Annotated in this window: 23 protein-coding genes; 18 read left to right on the forward strand and 5 right to left on the reverse strand. The window is 34.4% G+C overall.

The window, feature by feature from the left end; all coding sequences use genetic code 11:
- Together pflB and RWL86_RS00715 are read left to right on the forward strand one after the other, a co-directional pair.
- Window positions 1–1,844 (forward strand): formate C-acetyltransferase (gene pflB / locus RWL86_RS00710; RefSeq protein ID WP_314076700.1); only part of this gene is annotated, 1,844 nt, incomplete at its 5' end.
- Between the two features lie 130 nt (window positions 1,845–1,974).
- On the forward strand, window positions 1,975–2,259 hold the full coding sequence (locus RWL86_RS00715) for a hypothetical protein (protein WP_314076701.1): 285 nt from the start codon (window positions 1,975–1,977) through the stop codon (window positions 2,257–2,259).
- 26 nt (window positions 2,260–2,285) lie between these two features.
- On the opposite strand, the gene lacD is transcribed toward RWL86_RS00715, so the two are convergent.
- The 4 genes from lacD to RWL86_RS00735 form a co-directional block, all read right to left on the reverse strand.
- A complete protein-coding gene (gene lacD, locus RWL86_RS00720; protein WP_314076702.1) occupies window positions 2,286–3,290 on the reverse strand; it encodes a tagatose-bisphosphate aldolase in 1,005 nt (334 codons plus the stop codon).
- A gap of 64 nt (window positions 3,291–3,354) precedes the next feature.
- The gene (gene nagA / locus RWL86_RS00725; RefSeq protein ID WP_314076703.1) at window positions 3,355–4,515 is read right to left on the reverse strand and encodes an N-acetylglucosamine-6-phosphate deacetylase; all 1,161 of its coding nucleotides are present in this window, start codon (window positions 4,513–4,515) and stop codon (window positions 3,355–3,357) included.
- Window positions 4,516–4,560: 45 nt separating this feature from the next.
- Window positions 4,561–5,727, reverse strand: a complete 1,167-nt coding sequence (locus tag RWL86_RS00730; protein WP_314076704.1) for an SIS domain-containing protein — start codon at window positions 5,725–5,727, stop codon at window positions 4,561–4,563.
- Window positions 5,728–5,753: 26 nt separating this feature from the next.
- Window positions 5,754–6,485, reverse strand: coding sequence for a GntR family transcriptional regulator (locus RWL86_RS00735; protein WP_314076705.1), 732 nt, complete (start codon window positions 6,483–6,485; stop codon window positions 5,754–5,756).
- Between the two features lie 266 nt (window positions 6,486–6,751).
- Here RWL86_RS00735 and RWL86_RS00740 point away from each other — a divergent pair, with 266 nt between their 5' ends.
- The 10 genes from RWL86_RS00740 (at window position 6,752) to RWL86_RS00785 (ending at window position 15,361) form a co-directional block, all read left to right on the forward strand.
- Window positions 6,752–7,423, forward strand: a complete 672-nt coding sequence (locus RWL86_RS00740; protein ID WP_314076706.1) for a serine dehydratase beta chain — start codon at window positions 6,752–6,754, stop codon at window positions 7,421–7,423.
- 20 nt (window positions 7,424–7,443) lie between these two features.
- On the forward strand, window positions 7,444–8,346 hold the full coding sequence (sdaAA, locus tag RWL86_RS00745) for an L-serine ammonia-lyase, iron-sulfur-dependent, subunit alpha (RefSeq protein ID WP_314076809.1): 903 nt from the start codon (window positions 7,444–7,446) through the stop codon (window positions 8,344–8,346).
- Between the two features lie 2 nt (window positions 8,347–8,348).
- Window positions 8,349–8,870, forward strand: a complete 522-nt coding sequence (gene msrA / locus RWL86_RS00750) for a peptide-methionine (S)-S-oxide reductase MsrA (RefSeq protein ID WP_314076707.1) — start codon at window positions 8,349–8,351, stop codon at window positions 8,868–8,870.
- Between the two features lie 305 nt (window positions 8,871–9,175).
- A complete protein-coding gene (locus RWL86_RS00755; protein ID WP_314076708.1) occupies window positions 9,176–11,128 on the forward strand; it encodes a PRD domain-containing protein in 1,953 nt (650 codons plus the stop codon).
- Window positions 11,118–11,582, forward strand: a complete 465-nt coding sequence (locus RWL86_RS00760) for a PTS sugar transporter subunit IIA (RefSeq protein ID WP_314076709.1) — start codon at window positions 11,118–11,120, stop codon at window positions 11,580–11,582. The genes RWL86_RS00755 and RWL86_RS00760 overlap by 11 nt, the downstream gene beginning before the upstream one ends.
- Window positions 11,583–11,683: 101 nt before the next feature.
- On the forward strand, window positions 11,684–13,009 hold the full coding sequence (locus RWL86_RS00765) for a PTS galactitol transporter subunit IIC (RefSeq protein ID WP_006703145.1): 1,326 nt from the start codon (window positions 11,684–11,686) through the stop codon (window positions 13,007–13,009).
- Between the two features lie 12 nt (window positions 13,010–13,021).
- Window positions 13,022–13,306 carry a PTS sugar transporter subunit IIB gene (locus RWL86_RS00770; RefSeq protein WP_006703146.1) on the forward strand — a complete coding sequence of 95 codons (285 nt, stop codon included), beginning with the start codon at window positions 13,022–13,024 and terminating at the stop codon, window positions 13,304–13,306.
- Window positions 13,307–13,309: 3 nt separating this feature from the next.
- Window positions 13,310–14,134, forward strand: a complete 825-nt coding sequence (locus tag RWL86_RS00775) for a class II fructose-bisphosphate aldolase (protein ID WP_314076710.1) — start codon at window positions 13,310–13,312, stop codon at window positions 14,132–14,134.
- 13 nt (window positions 14,135–14,147) lie between these two features.
- Entirely contained in the window at window positions 14,148–14,843 is a 696-nt protein-coding gene (locus RWL86_RS00780; protein WP_314076711.1) for a triose-phosphate isomerase, read from the forward strand.
- Window positions 14,840–15,361: a YjbQ family protein gene (locus RWL86_RS00785; protein WP_314076712.1), complete on the forward strand. Its 522-nt coding sequence runs from the start codon at window positions 14,840–14,842 to the stop codon at window positions 15,359–15,361. Before RWL86_RS00780 ends, RWL86_RS00785 begins: the two co-directional genes overlap by 4 nt.
- Before the next feature lie 61 nt (window positions 15,362–15,422).
- Here RWL86_RS00785 and brnQ read toward each other — a convergent pair whose 3' ends face one another.
- The gene (brnQ, locus tag RWL86_RS00790) at window positions 15,423–16,745 is read right to left on the reverse strand and encodes a branched-chain amino acid transport system II carrier protein (RefSeq protein ID WP_314076713.1); all 1,323 of its coding nucleotides are present in this window, start codon (window positions 16,743–16,745) and stop codon (window positions 15,423–15,425) included.
- Window positions 16,746–16,944: 199 nt separating this feature from the next.
- Between brnQ and dusB the strand changes: the two genes are divergently transcribed.
- The 6 genes from dusB (at window position 16,945) to yycF (ending at window position 24,467) form a co-directional block, all read left to right on the forward strand.
- Window positions 16,945–17,964 carry a tRNA dihydrouridine synthase DusB gene (dusB, locus tag RWL86_RS00795; protein ID WP_314076714.1) on the forward strand — a complete coding sequence of 340 codons (1,020 nt, stop codon included), beginning with the start codon at window positions 16,945–16,947 and terminating at the stop codon, window positions 17,962–17,964.
- A 90-nt stretch (window positions 17,965–18,054) separates the two neighbouring features.
- A complete protein-coding gene (locus tag RWL86_RS00800) occupies window positions 18,055–19,113 on the forward strand; it encodes a DMT family transporter (RefSeq protein WP_314076810.1) in 1,059 nt (352 codons plus the stop codon).
- 237 nt (window positions 19,114–19,350) lie between these two features.
- A complete protein-coding gene (gene lysS / locus RWL86_RS00805; protein ID WP_314076715.1) occupies window positions 19,351–20,856 on the forward strand; it encodes a lysine--tRNA ligase in 1,506 nt (501 codons plus the stop codon).
- Between the two features lie 150 nt (window positions 20,857–21,006).
- Window positions 21,007–22,392 (forward strand): replicative DNA helicase, encoded by a 1,386-nt coding sequence (dnaB, locus tag RWL86_RS00810; protein WP_314076811.1) that lies wholly within the window; start codon window positions 21,007–21,009, stop codon window positions 22,390–22,392.
- 25 nt (window positions 22,393–22,417) lie between these two features.
- Window positions 22,418–23,713 carry an adenylosuccinate synthase gene (locus RWL86_RS00815; RefSeq protein WP_314076716.1) on the forward strand — a complete coding sequence of 432 codons (1,296 nt, stop codon included), beginning with the start codon at window positions 22,418–22,420 and terminating at the stop codon, window positions 23,711–23,713.
- 37 nt (window positions 23,714–23,750) lie between these two features.
- Window positions 23,751–24,467, forward strand: a complete 717-nt coding sequence (yycF, locus tag RWL86_RS00820) for a response regulator YycF (RefSeq protein ID WP_314076717.1) — start codon at window positions 23,751–23,753, stop codon at window positions 24,465–24,467.
- Window positions 24,468–24,476: the final 9 nt, after the last annotated feature.

Genomic DNA, 24,476 nt, shown 5'->3' on the forward strand with positions numbered 1-24,476 from the left:
ACATCCGTCGTGCTCGTCACGCTCACACTGTAACTGGTCTTCCAGATGCATACTCTCGTGGACGTATCATCGGGGTTTATGCACGTTTGGCTCTTTACGGTGCTGACTACTTGATGGCTGAAAAAGCAAACGACTGGAACTCTATTACTGAAATCGATGAAGAATCAATCCGTCTTCGTGAAGAAGTAAACCTTCAATACCAAGCACTTCAAGAAGTTGTTAAATTGGGTGACCTTTATGGTGTAGACGTACGTCGTCCTGCCTTCGATACAAAAGAAGCGATCCAATGGACAAACATCGCCTTTATGGCTGTCTGCCGTGTCATCAACGGTGCTGCTACTTCTCTTGGACGTGTGCCAATCGTTTTGGATATCTACGCTGAACGTGACTTGGCTCGTGGTACATTTACTGAATCAGAAATCCAAGAATTCGTTGACGATTTCGTTATGAAATTGCGTACTGTTAAATTTGCTCGTACAAAAGCTTACGACCAATTGTACTCAGGTGACCCAACCTTCATCACAACTTCTATGGCTGGTATGGGTAACGACGGTCGTCACCGTGTTACTAAGATGGACTACCGTTTCTTGAACACTCTTGACAACATCGGTAACTCTCCAGAACCAAACTTGACAGTTCTTTGGACTGATAAATTGCCATACAACTTCCGTCGCTACTGTATGCACATGAGCCACAAACACTCTTCTATCCAATACGAAGGTGTAACAACAATGGCTAAAGACGGATACGGTGAAATGAGCTGTATCTCATGTTGTGTGTCTCCACTTGACCCAGAAAACGAAGAACAACGCCACAACATCCAATACTTCGGTGCTCGTGTTAACGTACTGAAAGCCCTTCTTACTGGTTTGAACGGTGGTTACGACGATGTTCATAAAGACTATAAAGTATTTGACATCGAACCAATCCGTGACGAAGTTCTTGAATTTGAATCAGTTAAAGCTAACTTTGAAAAATCTCTTGACTGGTTGACTGACACTTACGTAGATGCTTTGAACATCATCCACTACATGACTGATAAGTACAACTACGAAGCTGTTCAAATGGCCTTCTTGCCAACTAAACAACGTGCCAACATGGGATTCGGTATCTGTGGATTTGCTAACACTGTTGATACATTGTCAGCTATCAAATACGCTACAGTTAAACCAATCCGTGATGAAAATGGCTACATCTACGATTACGAAACAATCGGTGAATACCCACGTTGGGGTGAAGATGACCCTCGTTCAAACGAATTGGCAGAATGGTTGATCGAAGCTTACACAACTCGTCTACGTAGCCACAAACTTTACAAAGACGCAGAAGCTACTGTATCACTTTTGACTATCACATCTAACGTTGCTTACTCTAAACAAACTGGTAACTCACCAGTCCACAAAGGTGTATACCTCAACGAAGATGGTTCTGTGAACTTGTCTAAACTTGAATTCTTCTCACCAGGTGCTAACCCATCTAACAAAGCTAAAGGTGGTTGGTTAGATAACTTGAAATCATTATCAAGCTTAGACTTCAGTTATGCAGCTGACGGTATCTCATTAACAACTCAAGTTTCACCTCGTGCTTTAGGTAAAACTCGTGATGAACAAGTAGATAACTTAGTAACAATCTTAGATGGATACTTCGAAAGCGGCGGTCAACACGTTAACTTAAACGTAATGGACTTAAACGACGTTAAAGATAAAATCTTATCTGGTGAAGACGTAATCGTACGTATCTCTGGATACTGTGTAAACACTAAATACTTAACTCCAGAACAAAAAGCTGAGTTAACTCAACGTGTATTCCACGAAATCTTATCTATGGACGATGCTTTAGCATAAAAATAGAATTTAAATGAAGACCACCTAGCCAACGGCTAGGTGGTTTTTTGTGCTGGAAGACTAGATTAGTCTATTGACAAGACTATACAAATTGTGTAAAATACAGCAAATGTCAAAAGTAGGTGAGAATATGAGAGAATGGTATAGAGAACTATGTGAAGATTATAATGTTAGCCGTTCATACCATGAAGGATTTTGTGAATGGTATATTAAGAGAAAAGCACCGGATAGTGTTAGACAAATCTTAGCATATTCTATCTTTTTCTTTGGAGTATATTTATGGACTAACATACAATTAAGTATATTATTAATTGAATTAGGTTCAGTAGGATATATTTTAATTGTATTGTATGAGTGGATACAAAAACTGAGAATGAAAAAATTAAAAAACCAATTAAAAAAGGCTGGAGAATAACTCCAACCTTTTTTGTATGTTTGAACTTATTTTACTTCTACACGATCTAACCATGAAGTAGCTGATGCATCTAAAACAACATTTAAGTCTTCAATATTTTGACGACCAGTTGATGCTAACCATTCACGACCTTTTTCGTCGCCTTCAGTTGCGTAAACTGCTACTGAATCTTTCCAAGTAGCACGTCCACATAATACTCCATTGAATTTAGAACCTGCTTCTTGAGCGAAACGTAATGTTTCTTGGAATAATGATGCAGATACACCTGCACTTAAGAAGATAAATGGTAAGTGTGTGATTTCTGATTGTTCTTTGAAGTATGCTAAAGCTTCTTGACGAGTATAAACTGGTTCAACACCGTCTGCTGTAAAGCCTTCTACAAAGTTCATATTTACAGGGACTTCAACTTTTAATACATCTACTTGATAACGTGGGTCAGAGAATACTTTCATCGCATCATTTACTTTATGAGGTTTTAAGCTTGCATAGTGAGCAGATTTTACATCTTCATTACTTGCATCATAAGAAACGATTTCTAAGAAGAAAGGAATATCTTCAGCAGTACATTCACTACCAACACGTTCTACCCATGCATGTTTAATATCGTTAATTGCTGGATCTTCATCAATATCATAGTAAAGTAATACTTTTACTGCATCTGCTCCGATTTCTTTAATACGTTTAGCTGACCAGATTGGTAATAAGTCAGGTAAGCGTCCAACTTCAGTAGCATCATAACCTGTTTTTTCATATGAAATTAATAATCCACAATCTGCATTTCTTTTTTCTGCAGCAGGTAATCCATATTCAGGATCTAATAAGATTGAGCTTGAATATTTTGTTAATTCTTCAGAAATTAATTCTTTAAAATGAATAATTCCTTCATCACCTTTTTGGTCTGGATTTCCAGCAGCAATCATTTTTTTAAGAGAACCACGTTGGTCGATGGCTAAAGCACCGATAACATGATTTTTGTTTGATAAACGACATAGATGTTCGTATTTTCCTTTTGTAACTGTATGTTTTGTCATATTTAACACTCCTAAACTTGTTTTTAAGGATTTCTCACGCCTTATATTCTCTGTCTAGCTTTTATTATTTTTCAAAGTAAGCTTTACCGTCTAAATAAGTGGCTTGTAATTGTAAGTCATCATCTAGCACGATAAAATCAGCTGCATATCCTGGTTCTAGATGCCCGCAAACATCGTCAATTCCTACAGATTTTGCAGGAACTAGACTTGCCATTAATAAAGCTTCATGAGGAGTCGCAATTCCCCATTTGACAACATTTTGAACACCTTGGATTAGTTCTAAAATACTACCAGCTAGGCTGCCATTATGTTTCAATCGAGCTGTACCATCTTTTACAATAACGTCAAATTCTCCTAATGTAGATTCACATTCGCCTAATCCACCAGCACGCATACAGTCTGTAATTAAAGCTGTACGGTGTCTGCCGCAACAATTCATGACAATATTCGCAGAAACTGGATGAACATGGTGACCATCACAAATTAATTCGTCAAATACATCAAATTCATTTGGAAGAGTTAAGGCTGCTCCAACAACACCAGGTTCACGGTGGTGAAGTCCACGCATACCGTTATAAGTATGGACGAAAATATTTGCACCTGCTTCAACAGCATTTTTACATTCTTCATATGTTGCATCTGTATGAGCTAAGGCAACGTAGATATCTTCTTTGACAGCATGTTTGATAAAGTCAACGGCTCCATCACGTTCAGGCGCAATCGCAATTTTCTTCACCCAACCATTTGCTTTTTGTTGCCATTCATCTAAAATTTCTTTTTTTGGATCTCCCATGTATTTAGGATTTTGGGCACCTTTATACGTTTCACTGAAGAAAGGACCTTCTAAGAAAATCCCTCTAATTTTAGCACCAGGAATAGATGCGGCATTTTCTCCAATTGTTTGACAAACATCATTTAGTAACTCTCTAGAAGCGGTTAGAGTAGTTGGTAAGTATGAAGTAACTCCACAACTAGGTAAACCAGCAGAAATAGTTTTTAAGCCTTCTACATCATTATCCATTACATCTGCGCCTTTGTATCCATGAATATGTGTATCCACAAGACCTGGGGCAATGCTATAGGCAGAGTAGTCAACAATAGAACCGTCCGTTGGTTTTTCTTCTTGAAATTCTCCGAATACTCCAGAATCTAAAATTGGTAAATATCCAGGACCTTTTACACTGTTTTCAAAATAAAATTGTTTTGCATAAATATAAGTAGTCATAATATCCCTCCTTTAAATCTTTTTTATAATATATTTATGAACGAGTTAAACATTTAATGGGTGAATCGTGACACCTTTTACAACACGATTTACTGTTCCACTTGGAGAAGGTGTGTCAGGTTTATTGCCAACTTTAACAGAAGATAGTAATCCAATCGTTTGACCGAAAATTGCATATGGAAGTGCTAAGTAAGCATCTGGAACTGATGAAAATTCTTCTGCAAAATCAAAGCTAGTTCCTTCATATTGACCTTCTACAGATACACCCACTGCACATACTAAAGGTGCAATGCTATCTCCATACATTTCTTCTAAAATGTCTAAGTCATATTGACGTGTATAAGCATCATTTGAAACAAATACAAATGCTAATGAACGAGAGTCTACGAATGATTTAGGACCATGACGGAATCCCATAGAAGAATCATAGATTGTAGCAATTTTACCAGCTGTCAATTCTAAGATTTTCAATTGTACTTCTCGAGCTAGACCTGCTAATGGACCAGAACCAAGATAAATCACACGATTATAGTCTAAGTCTACAAATTGTTGTAAAACATGTTCACGTTCTAACACACTTTCTCCCATTTTACGAATAGCTGTTACAAATGCAGCTTTTTCTTCAAGTGAGTGTCCTTCATCAAAAATTAATAAAGCTGTTAATGTCATACAAGTAAAGCTACCAGTCATTGCAAAACCAGCATCATTTGAACGAGCAGGCATCATTAATAATAAATTACGGTCATCTCCAGGTGCTGCTAGAGCTAATTTTCCTTCTGGAGCACAAGTAATGGTAATTTGATAGAAGTCTTTGACAATTTGTTGTCCTAATTGAACGCTGGCTAAACTTTCTGGAGAATTACCGCTACGTGCAAAAGATACTAAAATTGTTGGAATGTCTGCTTTGAAATAATCTAATGGATTACTCACTAAATTAGTTGTTCCTACTGATTGGAATTCAAAACGATCTTCACGACCATGACGTTTTAAATAAGGTAAAATTGTATCTCCTACATATTGAGATGTACCTGCACCGGTGAAAATGACACGATAACGTTCATGTGGTAATGATCCTAAGAATGACTGAATACGATCTAAGTTTTCTGAGTAATAATCAAATGCTTCCTGCCATAATTCTGGTTGTTGGCGAATTTCACGAGTTGTGATTTCCGCTGTTAGTGCTTCTAGTTGTTCTTTTGAAAATTGAAACATTTCAAAAACCTCCCATGTTTGATTGATTAATGTTTATTTCTATGATAACGAACTTTATAGAAAAATTGGTCACTTCTAGCAACGCTCAATGTAAATTCAATCACATGATTTTCGATATTGACACTTGTTCTTTTTAAACGCAAGCAAGCAGCGTGCATCGGGACTTCCAATATTGGAGCTTCATCTTTTGTTAAAATACTCGCTGAAAATTCTTCATCTGCATAATTGATTTTCTGTTGAAAATCATCTGAAAAAACTTCATACAAGGAACGATTTTGTAATTGTTCCTGTGTAAGTTCAGGAAATAATCTAGCGGGTAAGAAAGTTGTCTCTTTCATCATTGGAATACCATCTGCAAATCGAATCCGTTTGAGTCGATAAATATATTCACCTGTTTGAATTCCTAATTGTTGAGCAATATAACTATCAGCTTTATAGTAGTGAAAAGCTGTAATGATGGTAGAAGGAGTTCTTCCTAATTCTTTCATTTGTTCTGTAAAACTGTAACCTTCTAGTAAATTTTGACGTTCTTTCCATTGGCTAGAAATAAAAGTGCCTTTTCCGTGGCGTTTGTAAATGTAGCCCAATGTTTCTAACTCTTTTAATGCCGTACGGACAGTGGTTCTGCTAACTCCATACTCTCTACAGATTTCTCTTTCCGACAACATTTTCTGGTGAACCTGCCCATGTGTCGTAATATATTCGATGAGATCAAAACTAAGTTTGGAATAAAGTGGCACTTGTTCAGTTTCTACCATATCATTTCCTCCTTTCCAAATCATGTAACGTCTACTGGTCATTACCAGTTAACTATATTGTAAGTTTATTAAGAGCATAAGTCAAGGAAGACAATGAAAAATAATTGTTGCAGACTATAGAATGAAGAAGATGGTTTTAGATAAGGACTATAGCAAAAAACGATTAGGTGTTCGTACTTTTTTGAATAGGGGAAGATGCTTGGAAACTTGACGAGCTTCCTAGAAAAAAAGTAAAATAAAGGGTACGAAAAGAGAGGGGTATCATTGTGGATAAAGTGTTCAATTATAAAAGTTGTTTCGATATTATCGGTCCCATTATGATTGGACCATCAAGTTCTCATACGGCAGGAGCGCTTGCGATTGGAAGATGTGCCAGACAATTGTTTGGAGGAACTCCTACAAGTGTTCAATGCATTTATTACGAATCATTTTCTCAAACTCATAAAGGACATGGAACGGACTTTGCGATTATTAGTGGTGTTCTGGGTTTTGAAACGGATGATGAACGTGTTCCACAAGCAGTGGAGATTGCTACGGAACAAGGCGTTTCCATTGAATTTATCGAAAGAGATGAACCAAGTCCAGTCGATCATGCGAATACGGCAGATTTAACATTGATGTCTGCCACAAGACGAGTCCGTTTAATTGGGACTTCTATTGGTGGAGGAACTGTGGAAATCAAATATGTGGAAGTAGATGGATTCATCTCTAATCTTTCAGGACCATTACCGATTATTTTAGAAATTCTACCTATTGAAGAAGCTTCAACAGTGGAACCTCTATTAGAAGAATTTGGTATTTCGATTGGAAAACAAAAGGAATTGAAGGAAGGTTCATCTCGCTTTATACAATATGAATTGAATGGATTAATCTCTCCAACTCTTCAAGAAAAATTACAATTGATTCAACAAGAAAAAACAATCTATGTTTTTACATAAAATAAGAAAGGAATTTCGTGATGTTTGTTAGCATACAGGAATTAGTCGCATTAGCAACTAGCCAAAATAAATCTATTTCTGAAGTGATGATTGAACAAGAAATGGAAATGACCCAACAAAGTCGAGAATTTATTTGGGCGAAGATGGAAAAAAATCTTCAAACAATGAAAAATGCGGTAGAAAGAAGTGTACAGGGTCAAGGTGTATTCTCTCCAACAGGATTAACCGGTGGCGATGCTGTAAAAATGAAAAAATATCGCGAAAAGGGAAAAACTTTATCTGGAGATAATATTTTAGCAGGAGTGCAGTACGCTCTAGGAACAAATGAAGTGAATGCAGCAATGGGAATTGTGTGTGCGACACCAACTGCGGGAGCAAGTGGGACATTACCAGGCGTTATATTTTCCATTGCAGATAGCATGGAGTTGACTCATGAACAACTAGTGAGATTTTTATTCACTGCTTCAGCATTCGGAATGGTTGTAGCCAATAATGCGATGATTTCTGGCGCTATGGGTGGTTGTCAGGCAGAAGTTGGTAGTGCTAGTGCGATGTCTGCAGCTGCAGCTGTTGAAGCTGCCGGAGGAACCCCACAAGAATGTTCAGAAGCTTTTTCGATTGCATTAGGGAATTTGTTAGGATTAGTGTGTGATCCTGTTGCCGGCTTAGTAGAAATCCCATGTGTGAAGAGAAATGCGATTGGAGCAGGAAATGCATTAATTGCGGCTGATATGGCGTTAGCAGGGATTACAAACGTCATTCCAGCAGATGAAACGATTGAAGCTATGCGTTCAATTGGTAGAAGAATGCCAAGTGAATTAAGAGAAACAGGGCTAGGTGGAACAGCAGGAACTCGAACAGGACTAGCGATAAAAATGAAAATTTTCGGACAAGATGTTTCACTAGAAAAAGAGGAGGAATAACGATGGCAAAAGAAGTCGCAACATTTGCAGGAGGATGCTTCTGGTGTATGATTAAACCATTTGATACACAACCAGGAATTGAATCTGTCATTGCAGGTTATACAGGGGGACATAAGGAAAATCCTACTTATAAAGAAGTTTGTTCAGGAACAACAGGACATACAGAAGCGGTACAAATTACCTTTGATCCAGAAATCTTCTCTTATGAACAATTAGTAGAAGTCTATTGGCAACAAACAGACCCAACTGATGCAATGGGACAATTTGTAGATAGAGGCGATTCTTATCGACCAGTGATTTTTTATCACTCTCCAGAACAAAAAGCAATCGCAGAAGCTTCGAAAAAAGCTTTGCAAGAAAGTGGACGTTTTAAAAAAGATATTGTCACAAAAATTGAACCAGCTAGTACATTTTACCCAGCAGAAGAGTATCACCAAGATTTTTATAAGAAAAATCCAGACCATTACTACCGTTACCGTGGTATGTCTGGACGTGATACGTTTATTGAAGAAAGTTGGAAATAGGATTTCAGTTGAAGTTATGTAAAAAATAGAATAATAAGAAATGTGGACAACCCGTTTTACTATTTAGGAAGTAGGCGGGTTGTTTTTTTGTATTATTGTAGAAATAATCTTTATATATAGTGATGTTTTATGATGTTTATAGGAATAAATGTTGTTGACTTCTAAATTTAAAGGGATAAAAATAGAAACACTTCCACATTAATATGGAAGTACATTGACTAAAAAATGGTAATTATTTACTTTATACTAATATCAAGTAAACGGTACCATTAAATTCAATGGAAAATTGAGTTAGGGGTGAAGGGATGAATAAAAGACAAGTACTATTATTAGAGTACTTAATGAAAAATATAGAATATTTATCAGCTAATCAATTAGCTGATAGATATAAGGTTTCGACTAAAACCGTTTATCAGGATATTGATAAGATTAATGACTTTTTGAAAGATAATTTAATAGAAACAGAAATTATAAAAATTCCAAGAAAAGGAATTAAATTATTATCACAATTAGAAAATAAGAAAATTCATACAAAAATAATGAAGTTGAATGGTGAAATGAAAGTATCATTTTCTCCTGAATATCGTGAAAAAGAATTAATAAGAAAGATATTCATTAATCATGAAAAAGTAGATTTGTTTGAATTCTCTGAGGAAATGTATGTTACTGATTCTACGATTCATAGATTACTTGATAAATTGAATGGTATATTTGCTTCCTTTGATGTGAAGTTGAAGATAAAAAAGGATGAAATATTTTTAAAAGGAAATGAAAGAAATATACGTAAAGCTCTTGAAATATTCATTGTGAAATCTGTGTTAAATGGTAGGGAGCGTTTAAAAAATTTGGAATTGTTTTTTTCGAGAGAAGATATAAACAATTGTCAGAAAGCTATTATTAAACTATCTGATAAGTATCAGTTTCATTTTACAGATGATTATTCATTTTCATTATTACTAGATTGTTTAATTTTTAAAAAACGAAACGAGGCTAATGAAATTTTAACTAATAGATTAAGTAACTTAGTTAATGATGTAAACCATCTAGAAGTATATTTCTTTGCTGGAGAATTGCTAGAGATTATTCTAAATTTTCCTCTTGAAAAAATCTCTCCTTATGAAATTGAAGCAATGGCCTATAATTTATTAGCTTTCGGGTTCAATATTCAGTCTGTTGAATATATGAAAAATGTTAACGAACAAGTAAAAACATTGATACAAAAGGTTTCTAATTTATTAAGCTTAAATCTTACAACAGACGAGCATTTACAGATGATGCTTAGTGCTCATATTTCAAAAATGATTATAAGATTACGAAATCAAAATTTTATTTCTAACCCTGCTTTGGAGGAAATAAAAAAACAATATTCTAGTTTATTTAATGTTATTTGGTTATCAATAAGAACTTTATCTCAATATTATGAATTAAGTATACCGAATGAAGAATTGGCTTTTATTGTTATACATTTTCAAGTAGCTATTGAAAAAATAATGAAACCATTGAATATTGTCGTAATTTGTCAAAATGGAATTGCTACTTCTGAATTAATCATGAATAAGCTACGTAGAATCTTTTCTAGTGAGGAAAAACTAACAACTATTAGTTTAAGAGAGCTAGATTTCTATGATTTAAAAAATATTGATTTAGTAATTTCTACTATTGGACTGCCAGAACTAAATATACCTGTTATAGAAGTTAGTCCTATTATTACAAAAGAAGAGTTAAGAATGATTCAACAGTTTTATTCTGAACAAAGTACAGATAATTATAGGATGATGAAAACATCTTTAAATGGAAGAGAATTTAATGTAGCATCTTTGAATACTTTATTAAAAGAACCGAATTTAATTAAGGTAAATGTAAAAAATAAACAGGAATGTATAGAGAGACTAATACTCGAATGTAATGTTGGAAATCAAACTAAAGAATTTAGAGAATCTATCATTCAAAGAGAGTTGTTAGGAAGTACAAGTGTTTATACAGGGATAGCTTTACCACACTGTGATCCTAAAGTTGTTAAGCAATCTGAACTAATTTTAATGAGTTTAGATAAACCTATTGAATGGGGAAAAAATTTAGTCAGTTTAGTGTTATTAATAGCAATTGCAGAACAGGATATTTCAGTGTTTAAAGATAGTCTAATAGCTTTATATTCTGTAATAGAGAATCAAAACTTGATGTCGAAATTAATGTTGATGTCAGATGGAGAAAAAATTAAAAGTAAAATACTTGAGGAGGTGAGTCAAAATGCTAGATAAAGAAGTTTTTGAAATTAGTGTTAAAAACATTAGTTCTAAAGAAGAAGCATTGACTTATTTGTCAGATAAACTGATTGAAAAAGGGATTGTAAAAGAATCGTATAAGGAAGCTATTTTAAATAGAGAAAAAGTATTTCCAACAGGACTACAGTTTGAAAAATATGGAATTGCTATTCCACATACAGATGTAGAACATGTTAATAAGGAACAAATAGCAGTAATGACGTTAGAAAATCCAGTTTCATTTTATCAAATGGGGACAAATGATGTGGAAGTTTCTGTAAAAGTAATTTTTATGCTTGCTTTGAAAGAGGCTCATAGTCAATTAACGATTTTACAACAATTAATAGAAATTCTTCAGGATAAAGAAATCATGGAGAGATTAATGAATATGGATGAATATACAACATCCAAAGAAGTAAAAGATTTGTTAGCAATCAAAAATATAAAATAATAAAGGAAACAGTTTAGTAAAAAAGAAAGGAGGAAAATTTACTAAACAAACAGAATCAGACTGTTTAATCTGAATATTTAAGTTATTAGGAGGAAAAAATTATGTTGGCATTATTTCAAAAATTTATCGATTTAGGCGCAATAGTAGTATTACCAATTTTAATATTTATTTTTGGTATGATTTTAGGAACTAAACCTAAAAAAGCATTTGTATCAGGTGTAATTGTCGGGGTTGGTTTTGTTGGATTGAATATGGTAGTTGATTTATTAGGAGGTAGCTTAGGACCGGCAGCTCAAGCAATGGTTGAAAGATTTGGATTACATTTAACAACAATTGACGTTGGTTGGCCTGCAGCAGCAGCAATTTCTTATGGAACATTATTAGGAAGTTTAGCTATTCCAATTGGTATCGGAATTAATGTTTTATTACTATTCTTAGGATTAACAAAAACATTAATGGTAGATATGTGGAATTTCTGGCATGCAGCTTTTGTAGCATCTTTAGTATATGCACTTACTCAAGATTTTACATTAGGATTATATGCAACAATTGTATATTTAGTAATGATTTATTTATTAGCAGATATTATTGCTCCAGCTATTAAAAAATTCTATGGATTCCCTAACATTACATTCCCACATGGAACATCAGCACCTGGATTTTTAGTAGCTATTCCATTAAATTGGGTGTTTGATAGAATTCCTGGATTTAATAAAATTGAAGCAAATCCAGAAAGTATTCAAAAGAAATTTGGTATTTTTGGTGAAAGTACAGTATTAGGTCTTGTAATTGGTATTGTTATGGGATTATTAGCAGGTTACGATCCAAAAGGTGTTTTACAATTAGGTGTTAAGATGTCAGCTGTTATGGTCATTATGCCTCGTATGGTATCACTTTTAATGGAAGGTCTTACTCCAATTTCTGAGGCTGCAAATGAATTTGTTCAAAAACGATTCCCTGGTCGTGAAGTAAATATTGGTATGGACTCTGCTTTATCAGTTGGACATCCAGCAGTATTATCAAGTTCATTAATTTTAGTTCCAATTACAATTTTATTAGCAGTAATTTTACCAGGAAACCAAACATTACCATTTGGTGACTTAGCTACAATTCCATTTGTAGTATGTTTAATGGCAGCTGTATTTAGAGGAAATATTGTTCGTACAGTTGTTGGGGGAACAATTTATATTGCAAGTATTTTCTACATTACTTCATGGGTAGCTCCATTAGTAACAAAAGCAGCTCAAGCAGCAAACTTTGATTTAGGTGGAAATACAAGTATTACCGCTTTAGCAGAAGGTGGATTATGGCCAACATGGTTGTTTGTGTTTGCAGGAAAAACTGCACCTTGGGTAATTCTGTCAGTAGTTCTAGTAGCTTCATTAGCAGGATTATATTATGTAAATAAAGTTCGTGCAGAGAAATAGGAGAATAAGATTATGAAAAAATTATTAATTATGTGTGGTTCTGGAATTGCAACATCAACAGTTGTTGCTGGAAAAGTAAAACAATGGTTAGCTGATAATAATTATTCAGATAAAGTTCAAGTTTTTCAATCTAAAGTTTCAGAAGAAGTTAATCGTATTGATGAATATGATATTGTAATTTCTACAACAGTTGTACCTGATTCAATTAAAGATAAAGTGATTATGGGATTACCTTTATTGACGGGTATGGGAATTGACGCTTTATGGAGTGAATTGAAAGCAGCGTTGGAGGCTTAGTCAATGAAAGCATATATGAGAGATGTATTAGGGAAAGCAAAACAAGGTAATTTTGCAATTCCAGCAACAAACTTTATTGATTGGAATTCTGCCAAAGCGTATGTAGAAGTCAGTGAAGCATTAAATCTTCCATTAATTTTAGCTTTTGCACAAGTACATTCTCCTTATTTAAGTTTAGAAGAGGCTGCTAGTATTGGAAAATATTTTCAGGAAAAAGCAAAAACTCCAGTTGTGTTACATCTAGATCATGGACAAGATTTAGCATTTATAAAAAAAGCAATTCAATTAGGATTTAATTCCGTAATGATTGATGCATCTTTAGATTCTTTTGAAGAAAATGTTAGAAAAACAAAAGAGGTTGTTGAAGTTGCCCATGAATTTGGAGTTGATGTTGAAGCAGAAATTGGTTTTGTTGGAGCAAATGGAAATGTATTGAATGACGAAATAAAGTCTATTTATACAAATGTAGAAGATGCTGAAAAATTTGTTCAAAAAACCAATGTTGATTCTTTAGCAGTTTCAATCGGGACTTCTCATGGATTGTATAAAGGTATTCCGAAAATTAATTTTCAACGTTTATCTGAGTTACGAAATGTATTAACTATTCCATTAGTTTTACATGGTGGATCCGGATCTGGAGATGATAATTTGAATCGTTGTGCACGAGAAGGAATTTCAAAAATTAATATTTATAGTGATTTTATGGCAGCTGGTGCAAAATCAGTTACTGAAAAGTCCTTTACAAACTATATTGATGTATTAAAAACTTCAAGAGAAGGTATGAAGACTATTTTAAAACATTATTACCATGTGTTTGAAACTAAATAGAAGGAGAAAACAAATGGGAATTATTAAAGATAAATTTTTCATTTTTAATCCGAAGTCATATTTATTTGGAAATGAATTATTAGAATTAGCCAAAGAAGCTGATCGATTAGCTGAACAGTATCCAGAAATTAGTATTTTTGTGACGTGTCCATATGCAGATATTCATAAAGTATCTAGCGAAACGAAACATATTATTGTGACAGCTCAACACTTAGATGGAATTGATTGTGGTAGAGGAATGGGAGCAGTTTTGCCAGCTTCATTATATAACGCTGGAGCAAGAGCTACTTTTTTAAATCATGCAGAACATCCATTAACAACTTCTCAAGTAGTTGCTTCTATCAATCAAGCTGAGAAATTAGGACTTATAACAATTTTGTGTGCAGATTCTATTAAAGAAGCACAAATGTTGGCAATGTTAAATCCAACAATTATGTTGTGTGAACCTACTGAGTTGATTGGAACGGGGCAAATAAGTGATGATTCATATATTTTAGAAACTAATCATCAAGTGAAATCTGTTAATTCAGATATTTTAATGATGCAAGGTGCTGGAATTATGAATGAAAAGGATGTCTATCGTACAATTAAGCTCGGTGCAGATGGTACAGGCTGCACAAGTGGAATTGTTAAAGCAAAAGATCCGAAACTAATGTTAAAATTAATGATTGAAGCTATTGACAAAGCAATGAATGAGGAGAAAAAATGACTGTATTTCAAAAAGAATTTAAAGTAGATACAAAAGAAGGTCAAGTATCATATATTGATATTACAAATTCTATACATCAAACTATTACTGAAAGTGGTATTCAATCAGGAATATGTACAGTTATCACAGCACATACAACATGTTCTGTTTTCTTTGAAGAGGATACACATGATAAAGATGAAAATGGTGTAGATTATTTACAATTAGATTTAAATACTATTTTAGAAAAGATTATTCCACCTCATTTAAGTGCGGATAGTTATCATTATCCTGGAGAAAAACATTATCAGGAAGTGGAGTCTTGGCCTAATCCCGAAGAATGGTTACCTAACGGTGATAGAAGTGCATTATGGAATGGAGATGCCCATCTAAAAGCGACAATAGTAGGTTCTAGTGAAACCTTAGCTGTTGTTGATGGTAAACTTGCAATAGGAAAAACAGGTTATGTTTATTTTGCAGACTTCGATAAAACTCGAGAAAGAACAAGAAAGTATCGAGTTGTGGTTATTGGAGAATAATTAAGAGATATACAATAAAAACCGAGGAATTTCATTTTTTGAAACTCTTCGGTTTTTTATATTATCCTTCGACTCTCTTACTCCCCATTCCAGTAAATTTACTAATAACAGTAAATAAAACTGATCCGATAATAGCGGGTACTAACCATTCGAATCCGAATTGATGTAATGGTAAGGTATTTGTCCAAGTTGCTAATTCAGCTAGGAAGTTGCCTCCTTGCATTTGTGAGAATAGATGAATCGCTTGAATTCCTCCAATAAAGAATGCCCCAACAACTGCACCAGTATAAGTCCAGTTATAAACAATGTAGCGGTCAAAAATCGATAAGAAGATTAAGGCGATGACCATTGGGTAAATTGCACTTAGTACTGGAACTGCTAATTGTAATAAGGCATCCACTCCTAAAAGTGATAGAAGGAATGAAAGAACGACTGACACTACAACAATTTTTTTGTATTCTAATTTTCCATTTGTTAAGGTTGAAAAATAATGTCCACAAGTTGTAATTAATCCAACAGATGTTGTTAAGCAAGCAAAGGATACGGCAATTCCCATAGCGACTTTACCAAATGAGCCTAATAATTGTTCAATTAGTCCGATTAATAATGCAGGTCGTTGAACGGTTGAATCGTAAACGGTACTTACTGTAGCTCCGGCATACGTTAAGCTACTGTACACTAATGCTAGTAAAATGAAAGATACAATTCCTACTCCAAACATCATTTGATGTTGTTCTTTTTTCTCAGTATACCCACGTCTAGTTAAGTCTGAAATGACAACTCCTGCCATTAAAGCTGCTCCAAGTGCGTCCATTGTTTGGTAGCCTTCTTTGAAGCTTTGGGAAAATAATCCTGCAGAAGTTGTTGTTTGGAAACCTGCATTTGGCTGAACTACAGCTGCAATGAATACAAGTAATAAAATGACTAATAAAATCGGTGTTAAATATTTTCCAATAGCATCAATAACGGTGTGCGAATGAATCGCAATATATAACGTTAATCCAAAAAAGATAAGAGATGTAATCCATTGTGGAGCAGTGGGTACAAATGATTGTACAAAAATCTCATGAGTCGTAGCTCCGGTTCTTGGAACGGCAAATAATGGTCCAATTAAAATAATGGAAATCGCTCCAATAATGATAGAAAAATGTTTACTAACTCTTTTTCCTAAATCTGTTGCTTGCCCTCCTAATAGAGCTGTTACAATAACCCCAAGAATCGGTAATAGTGGGTCTGATAATAAAAAAGCAATATTGGCAATGCCCCAATTACTTCCAGAGATAACGCCTAAATAAGGGGGGAAGATTAAATTTCCAGCGCCAAAGAAGATGGCAAATAATGCAAATCCACAAATAATAATGTCAGTGATTTTCTTTCGAGACATAAATTTCCTCCTATATATTCTTAAAAAATGATTAAAAAATAATTATAAATAGTGTACCATTTCTTTTTCTAGAATGCTAGTGATATTTCGAAAAAATTCACAAATGTTTTGTAGCCTAAAAATAGACCGTGATAATACACGAATGATAGCTATCTATGGTACAATAGCTAAGCAGAATGATTGAAAGTGAGGAAATGAAATGAGTTTTAAGATTGGCAATATTCAAATTGACAATCCAGTAGTCGTTGCACCGATGGCCGGAATTAGTAATTCAGCTTTTCGTGTAACGGTAAAAGAATTTGGAGCAGGCTTAGTTGTTTGCGAAATGATTAGTGATAAAGGGATTCAATTTAGAAATGAAAAAACATTAAGTATGTTGCATATTGAACCAAATGAATATCCATTAAGCGTCCAAATTATGGGAGGAAATAAAGATACATTAGTAGAAGCTGCCAAATATGTAGCTGAAAATACAGAGGCAGCAATTATCGATATTAATATGGGATGTCCTGTTAATAAAGTGATTAAAGCTGAAGCTGGTGCAAAATGGTTATTAGATCCGAATAAAGTTTATGAAATGGTTGCTGCAGTAGTGGATGCAGTGGATAAACCTGTAACCGTAAAAATGCGTACCGGTTGGGATGATGAACATTTATATGCCGTTGAAAATGCCCTTGCTGCAGAACGAGCAGGTGCAAGTGCTGTTGCGATGCATGGTAGAACTCGTGTACAAATGTATGATGGGAAAGCTAACTGGGAAATTCTTGGTGAAGTGAAGAAAAACTTAACACGCATTCCATTAATTGGAAATGGAGATGTGCGTTCTCCTCAAGATGCTAAGAAAATGATTGAAGTTGCAGGTGTTGATGGAGTCATGATTGGACGAGCTGCTCTAGCAAATCCATGGATGATTAAACAAACGGTTCATTATTTAGAAACGGGAGAATTATTACCAGAAAATACAGTTCCTGAAAAAATTGAAATTGCTAAAACTCATTTAGACCGACTAGCAACTTTAAAAGGTGAGTCAGTAGCGACAAAAGAATTCCGTAAATTAGCAGCTTACTATTTAAAAGGAATTCCTCGTGCAACGAAAACAAAAGTTGCGATTAATGAGTCTACAACAGTATCTCAAGTGAAACAAATTTTAGACCAATTTGTCCAAGAACATTTAGAGCGTGTTGAAAGACAGTTAGAACGTGGAAAAGAAGTAGAGTAAGAATTTATCGAATTTACTATTACCACTAAAAATAGAGGCTGTTCTGATTAAGAATAGCTTCTTATATTTTTCTAGTATTGGAGATGAGATATTTTGAAGGAAAAAACAAAGACAAGTGCGATTATATTAGCGTTGTTAGCAGCTGTATTTTATGCTATTAATACACCGTTTTCAAAAATTCTATTGGAAAATATTCCACCAACTTTTTTAGCAGCTTTTCTGTATCTTGGAGCGGGTGTTGGGGTTGGAATGATGTATTTATTTCATATCAAAAAAGAAGATAAATCAGAGAGACTTACAAAACAGGATTTACCTTATACGGTTGGAATGATTCTATTAGATATAGTTGCACCTATATTTTTAATGATAGGAATAAAAATGGGGACAGCATCTAATGCCTCACTCCTCGGTAATTTTGAAATTGTAGCGACTACATTAATAGCGTTACTAATTTTTAAGGAAAAAGTATCAGGAAAACTGTGGATTGCAATAGGGTTTATTACATTATCAAGTATTGTTTTGTCATTTGAGGGAATTGGTAGTTTTCAGTTTTCTATAGGCTCTCTTTTCGTTATCTTAGCAACTTGTTGCTGGGGGCTTGAAAATAACTGTACAAGAAAGATATCAGAGAAAAGTACATATCAGATTGTTTTGTTAAAAGGAATTTTTTCCGGAGGAGGCGCATTTGTTATTGCTGTCTTACTTGGTGAAAAGATTCCAGAAATGAAATATATTGTCATGATTATGTTGCTTGGCTATGTTTCATATGGATTAAGTATTTTTCTATATATACGAGCACAAAGAAATTTAGGTGCAGCTAAGACGAGTGCCTATTATGCAGTGGCACCTTTTGTAGGCTCATTTTTAGCGTTTGCAGTAAATGGAGAAAAACTAGCTGTAGAATATTTTGTGGGACTAGCTTTTATGTTCATTGGAACGGCGTTTGTCGTTTATGATACTATGATAAAAAATCATCTTCATGGGCATATGCATACGATTGTTCATACACATAATGGAGTTACACATACTCATGTGATTATGCATACTCATGAGCATTATCATTTTGGAAATGAAGAGTTCCATCATCATAAACATGAAGATTTTATCAATAGTTGTGAACATAAATTGGCTCATGAGAATGGAGTATAGAATTCAGTTTATCAGGTGAAATAGAGACGCAATAGGCGATAGAAAATGAAAAATCTATCGTCTTTTTTATATGTATGTTTAAAAAATGTTGACGCAGATAAAAGAAAAAGACCAGAATGTCAGGAAGGCTTAATAAAGAAAAATAAACATAATCATAAACGCTTTATTTATCAGTCAATAATTGGTACAATAGACTAGAAATACAGTGACTCATGTCACAAAAAAGGAGGAAATACAGTGTCTAACGAAGTAGAAGTACAAGAAACACTGAATGATCAATTACAAGTTCGCCGTGAAAAAATGCATCAATTACGTGAAAAAGGAGTAGAGCCTTTTTCAACAGGATTTAAACAAAAACAATCCACTGAAGAAATTCATAAACAATTTGAAGGTGCGACAAAAGAAAGCTTAGCTGAACAAGAAGAAGTGACGGTTCAAATCGCAGGTCGTATTATGACAAAACGTGGAAAAGGAAAAGCTGGTTTTGCGCATATTCAAGATGGTAAAGGTCAAATTCAAATTTATGTTCGTAAAGATGTTGTCGGAGACGAAGCTTATGAATTATTTGATAAAGCTGACTTAGGAGATATCGTTGGTGTTGTAGGAACAGTTATGGTGACAAACACTGGTGAATTATCTGTTAAAGCTACTCAATTTGTTCATTTAACAAAAGCTTTACGTCCATTACCGGATAAATATCATGGATTAACAAATGTAGAACAACAATATCGTCAACGTTACTTAGACTTAATTAGTAACCGTGATAGTATGGATCGTTTCGTAACACGTAGTAAAATTATTCGTGAAATTCGTCATTACTTAGATTCTCGTGATTATTTAGAAGTGGAAACACCAGTATTACATACATTAGCTGGTGGTGCGAATGCTCGTCCATTTACAACTCATCACAATGCTTTAGATATGGAATTATACATGCGTATCGCTCCAGAATTACACTTAAAACGTTTAGTAGTAGGTGGTATGGAACGTGTGTATGAAATTGGTCGTGTATTCCGTAATGAAGGAATCGATACAACTCATAACCCTGAGTTTACATCTATCGAAATCTATACTGCTTACACTGACTATCAAGATGTTATGGACTTAACAGAAGGAATCGTATCAAGCGTTGCCCAAGAAGTTTTAGGTAAAACAAAAGTTCCTTATGGAGAATATGAAGTGGAATTAAAAGCTCCTTGGAAGAGAGTTCATATGGTAGATGCGATTAAAGAAGTAACGGGAGTAGATTTCTGGGTAGAAATGACAGATGAAGAAGCTCGTGCAATTGCTAAAGAAAAAGGTGTGAAAGTTGAAGACTCAATGACTTATGGTCACGTAGTGAATGAATTCTTCGAAACATTTGTAGAAGAAACATTAATTCAACCAACATTCATTTATGGACATCCAGTAGCAGTGTCTCCACTTGCTCGTAAAAATGATGAAGACCCACGCTTCACAGATCGTTTCGAATGCTTCATTTGTACAAAAGAATATGCAAATGGATTTACAGAGTTAACAGATCCAATCGATCAACGTGAACGTTTCATGAAACAAGTAGAAGAAAAAGAAACAGGTAACGATGAAGCTCATCCATTAGATGAAGATTTCGTACAAGCATTAGAATATGGATTATCTCCAACTGGTGGGGTAGGTATCGGTATTGACCGTTTAGTAATGTTACTAACAAACAGCCAATCAATCCGTAACGTATTATTATTCCCAACAATGAAACATCAAGACTAATCATTAGAAAAGGCACTTCTTAGAAAATCCAAGACGGAGAAACCGTCTTGGATTTTTTCTGTTCTACGAAAGGTTCTGTCTGTTTCTTTTGTAGATTTTATGGTAAAATGACACCGTATGTATGGAATGAAAGAAGGTGTCAATGGACTAGTGGATGAACAATTTGAAGGAAGAATTCCACCACAAAATTTAGATGCAGAACAATCTGTTTTAGGAGCAATTTTATTAGATCCAGATTCAATTGTGCCTGTGATGGAATTTTTAGTGCCAGAAGATTTTTATCGAGTAAATCACCAAGTGATTTTTAAAGCGATGGTGGAATTAAATAATGATTCTTCGCCCATTGATATTGTTTCAGTTGCAGAACGTTTAAATCAAAATAAACAACTAGAAAATGCAGGGGGACAATTTTATTTACTAGAATTAGCTGAAAAAGTTCCAACTGCTTCGAATGTAGAATATTATTCTAAAATCGTTAGTGAAAAATCAACTTTACGAAAATTAATTCGAACTTCTACGGATATTGCAACAGATGCATATGGTGAAACAGATGAAGTAGCAGTCGTGTTGGATAGAGCTGAGCGAAGTATTTTAGAAGTTTCTGAAAAGAGAAATCGAGCAGGATTTGTAGATATTACAAAAGTCTTGAACGAAGCGTATTTATCTCTTGAAGAGCGTATGAAAAATACGGGAGAAATTACAGGAATTCCAACAGGATACATTGATTTAGATCGAATGACTTCAGGACTTCATTCGGATGAATTAATTATTTTAGCAGCACGTCCATCTGTTGGTAAAACAGCGTTTGTATTAAATATTGCTAAAAATGTTGCAACAAAAACAAATGAAACGGTAGCCATTTTCAGTTTAGAAATGAGTGCGGAATCTCTTGTAAACCGGATGTTATGTTCGGAAGGCAGTATTGATGCAAGTAATATGCGAAATGGTCGTTTAACAGAAGAAGAACTCCGTAGTTATTTTGTAGCATCGGGTACTTTATCGAATGCTCCAATTTATATTGATGATACACCTGGTATTCGAGTGTCGGAAATTCGTGCAAAATGTAGACGATTAAAACAAGAACGAAATAATTTAGGATTAATTGTGATTGATTATTTACAATTAATTGAAGGAAATGGACGAGAAAGTCGTCAACAAGAAGTTTCAGAAATTTCAAGAAATTTAAAGAAACTTGCTAAAGAACTAAGTGTTCCAGTTATTGCTTTATCTCAATTATCACGTGGAGTAGAGCAAAGACAAGACAAGCGTCCGGTAATGTCGGATATTCGTGAATCAGGTTCGATTGAGCAAGATGCGGATATTGTAGCATTCTTATATCGAGATGATTATTACCGACAAGAACCAGATGAAGATGGAAATGTTCCACAACAAGAGTCGAATAATATTATTGAAGTCATTATAGAAAAGAACCGTAGCGGTCCACGAGGAACCGTAGAATTAATGTTTATAAAAGAATACAATAAATTTACATCGATAGCATCGAAAAGTTTAGAAGCTACAATGCCACCAATGTAAAAAAATCAATTAAAGAGGTGCGAATATGTCATCAGTAGTAGTAGTAGGTACACAATGGGGAGACGAAGGAAAAGGTAAAATTACTGATTTCCTAAGTGAAAAAGCGGAGTATGTTGCTCGTTATCAAGGGGGCGATAATGCTGGACATACGATTCAGTTTGGTGGAGAAACGTATAAATTGCATTTAATTCCGTCAGGAATTTTCTCGCCAGAAAAACTTTGTATTATTGGAAATGGAGTTGTTGTTAATCCAAAATCTTTAGTAACAGAGTTAGCCTATTTACATGAAAGAAATATTACGACTGATAATTTGAGAATTTCAGATCGTGCGCACGTGATTTTGCCATATCATATTGAATTGGATCGTTTACAAGAAGAAGCAAAAGGGGACAAGAAAATCGGTACAACGATTAAAGGAATTGGCCCTGCATATATGGATAAAGCCGCTCGTGTAGGGATTCGTATTGCGGATTTATTGGATCGAGAAGTTTTTGAAGAACGTTTACGTTTGAATTTAGAAGATAAAAACCGTCAATTTACGAAATTATATGATGCAAATCCAATGAATTTTGAAGAAATTTTTGAAGAATATTATGAATATGGACAACAAATTAAACAATATGTTTGCGATACTTCTGTATTATTAAATGATGCTTTAGATAATGGAAAACGCGTATTATTTGAAGGTGCACAAGGCGTAATGTTAGATATTGACCAAGGAACATATCCATTTGTAACTTCTTCTAATCCATTAGCAGGTGGAGTAACGATTGGTAGTGGTGTTGGTCCTTCAAAAGTGACAAAAGTAGTCGGTGTTTGTAAAGCCTATACTTCTCGTGTAGGAGATGGTCCATTCCCGACAGAATTATTTGATGAAATTGGAAGCCGTATTCGTGAAGTTGGTCGTGAATATGGAACAACAACAGGACGTCCACGCCGTGTTGGATGGTTTGATAGTGTTGTGATGAGACATTCTAAACGTGTATCAGGTATTACAAATCTATGCTTAAATAGTATCGATGTATTAACTGGATTAGAAACAGTAAAAATTTGTGTTGCCTATCGTAAATCAAATGGAGAAGAAATTAGCCATTATCCAGCAAGTTTAGTAGAATTAGGACAATGTGAACCAGTTTATGAAGAACTTCCAGGTTGGAGTGAAGATATTACAGGATGCCGTACATTGGATGAATTACCAATTGAAGCGCAAAACTATGTACGTAGAGTTTCAGAATTAGTAGGAGTGAAAATCTCAACATTCTCAGTAGGTCCTGATAGAAATCAAACCAATATTTTAGAAGATGTTTGGGATAGTGAATAGTCTTCCTGAACGCTTAATTGTAAGAGAGGAGCTAGTTATGAAAAAGATTTTAGTAGTAGATGACGAAAAGCCAATCTCAGATATTGTCAAATTTAGTTTGTCAAAAGAAGGTTTTGAAGTTGTTACCGCATTTGATGGAGAAGAAGGATTAACAGTTTTTGCTGAGGAAAATCCAGATTTAGTCATTTTAGATTTGATGTTACCAAAAATTGAAGGATTAGAAGTTTGCAGAGAAATTCGTAAAACAAGTAATGTTCCAATTATTATGGTAACTGCAAAAGATTCAGAAATTGATAAAGTATTAGGACTAGAATTAGGAGCCGATGATTACGTGACAAAACCATTCTCAAATCGAGAATTAACAGCACGTGTAAAAGCTAATTTACGTCGTCAACATGTCGCTCCAAGTGAACCTGAGGAAGAAAAACCAGCAAATGAAATTGTATTAGGTTCCTTAATTATTCATGAAGATGCCTATGTCGTTTCTAAACGAGGAGAAGAAATTGAATTAACACATCGTGAATTTGAATTACTTCACTATTTAGCAAAACATATTGGGCAAGTCATTACAAGAGAACATTTATTACAAACGGTTTGGGGATATGATTACTTCGGAGATGTTCGTACAGTAGACGTAACTGTGAGACGTTTGCGTGAGAAAATTGAAGACACACCAAGTCATCCTACATGGATTATGACAAGACGTGGAGTAGGGTACTATATTAAAACTCCAGAACAAGAAAAAGAAGCTTAGAAAGATGCG

Origin of the sequence: uncultured Granulicatella sp. (genome assembly GCF_963515095.1) — a bacterium.
In the GTDB taxonomy this organism is placed as follows: Bacteria; Bacillota; Bacilli; order Lactobacillales; family Aerococcaceae; genus Granulicatella.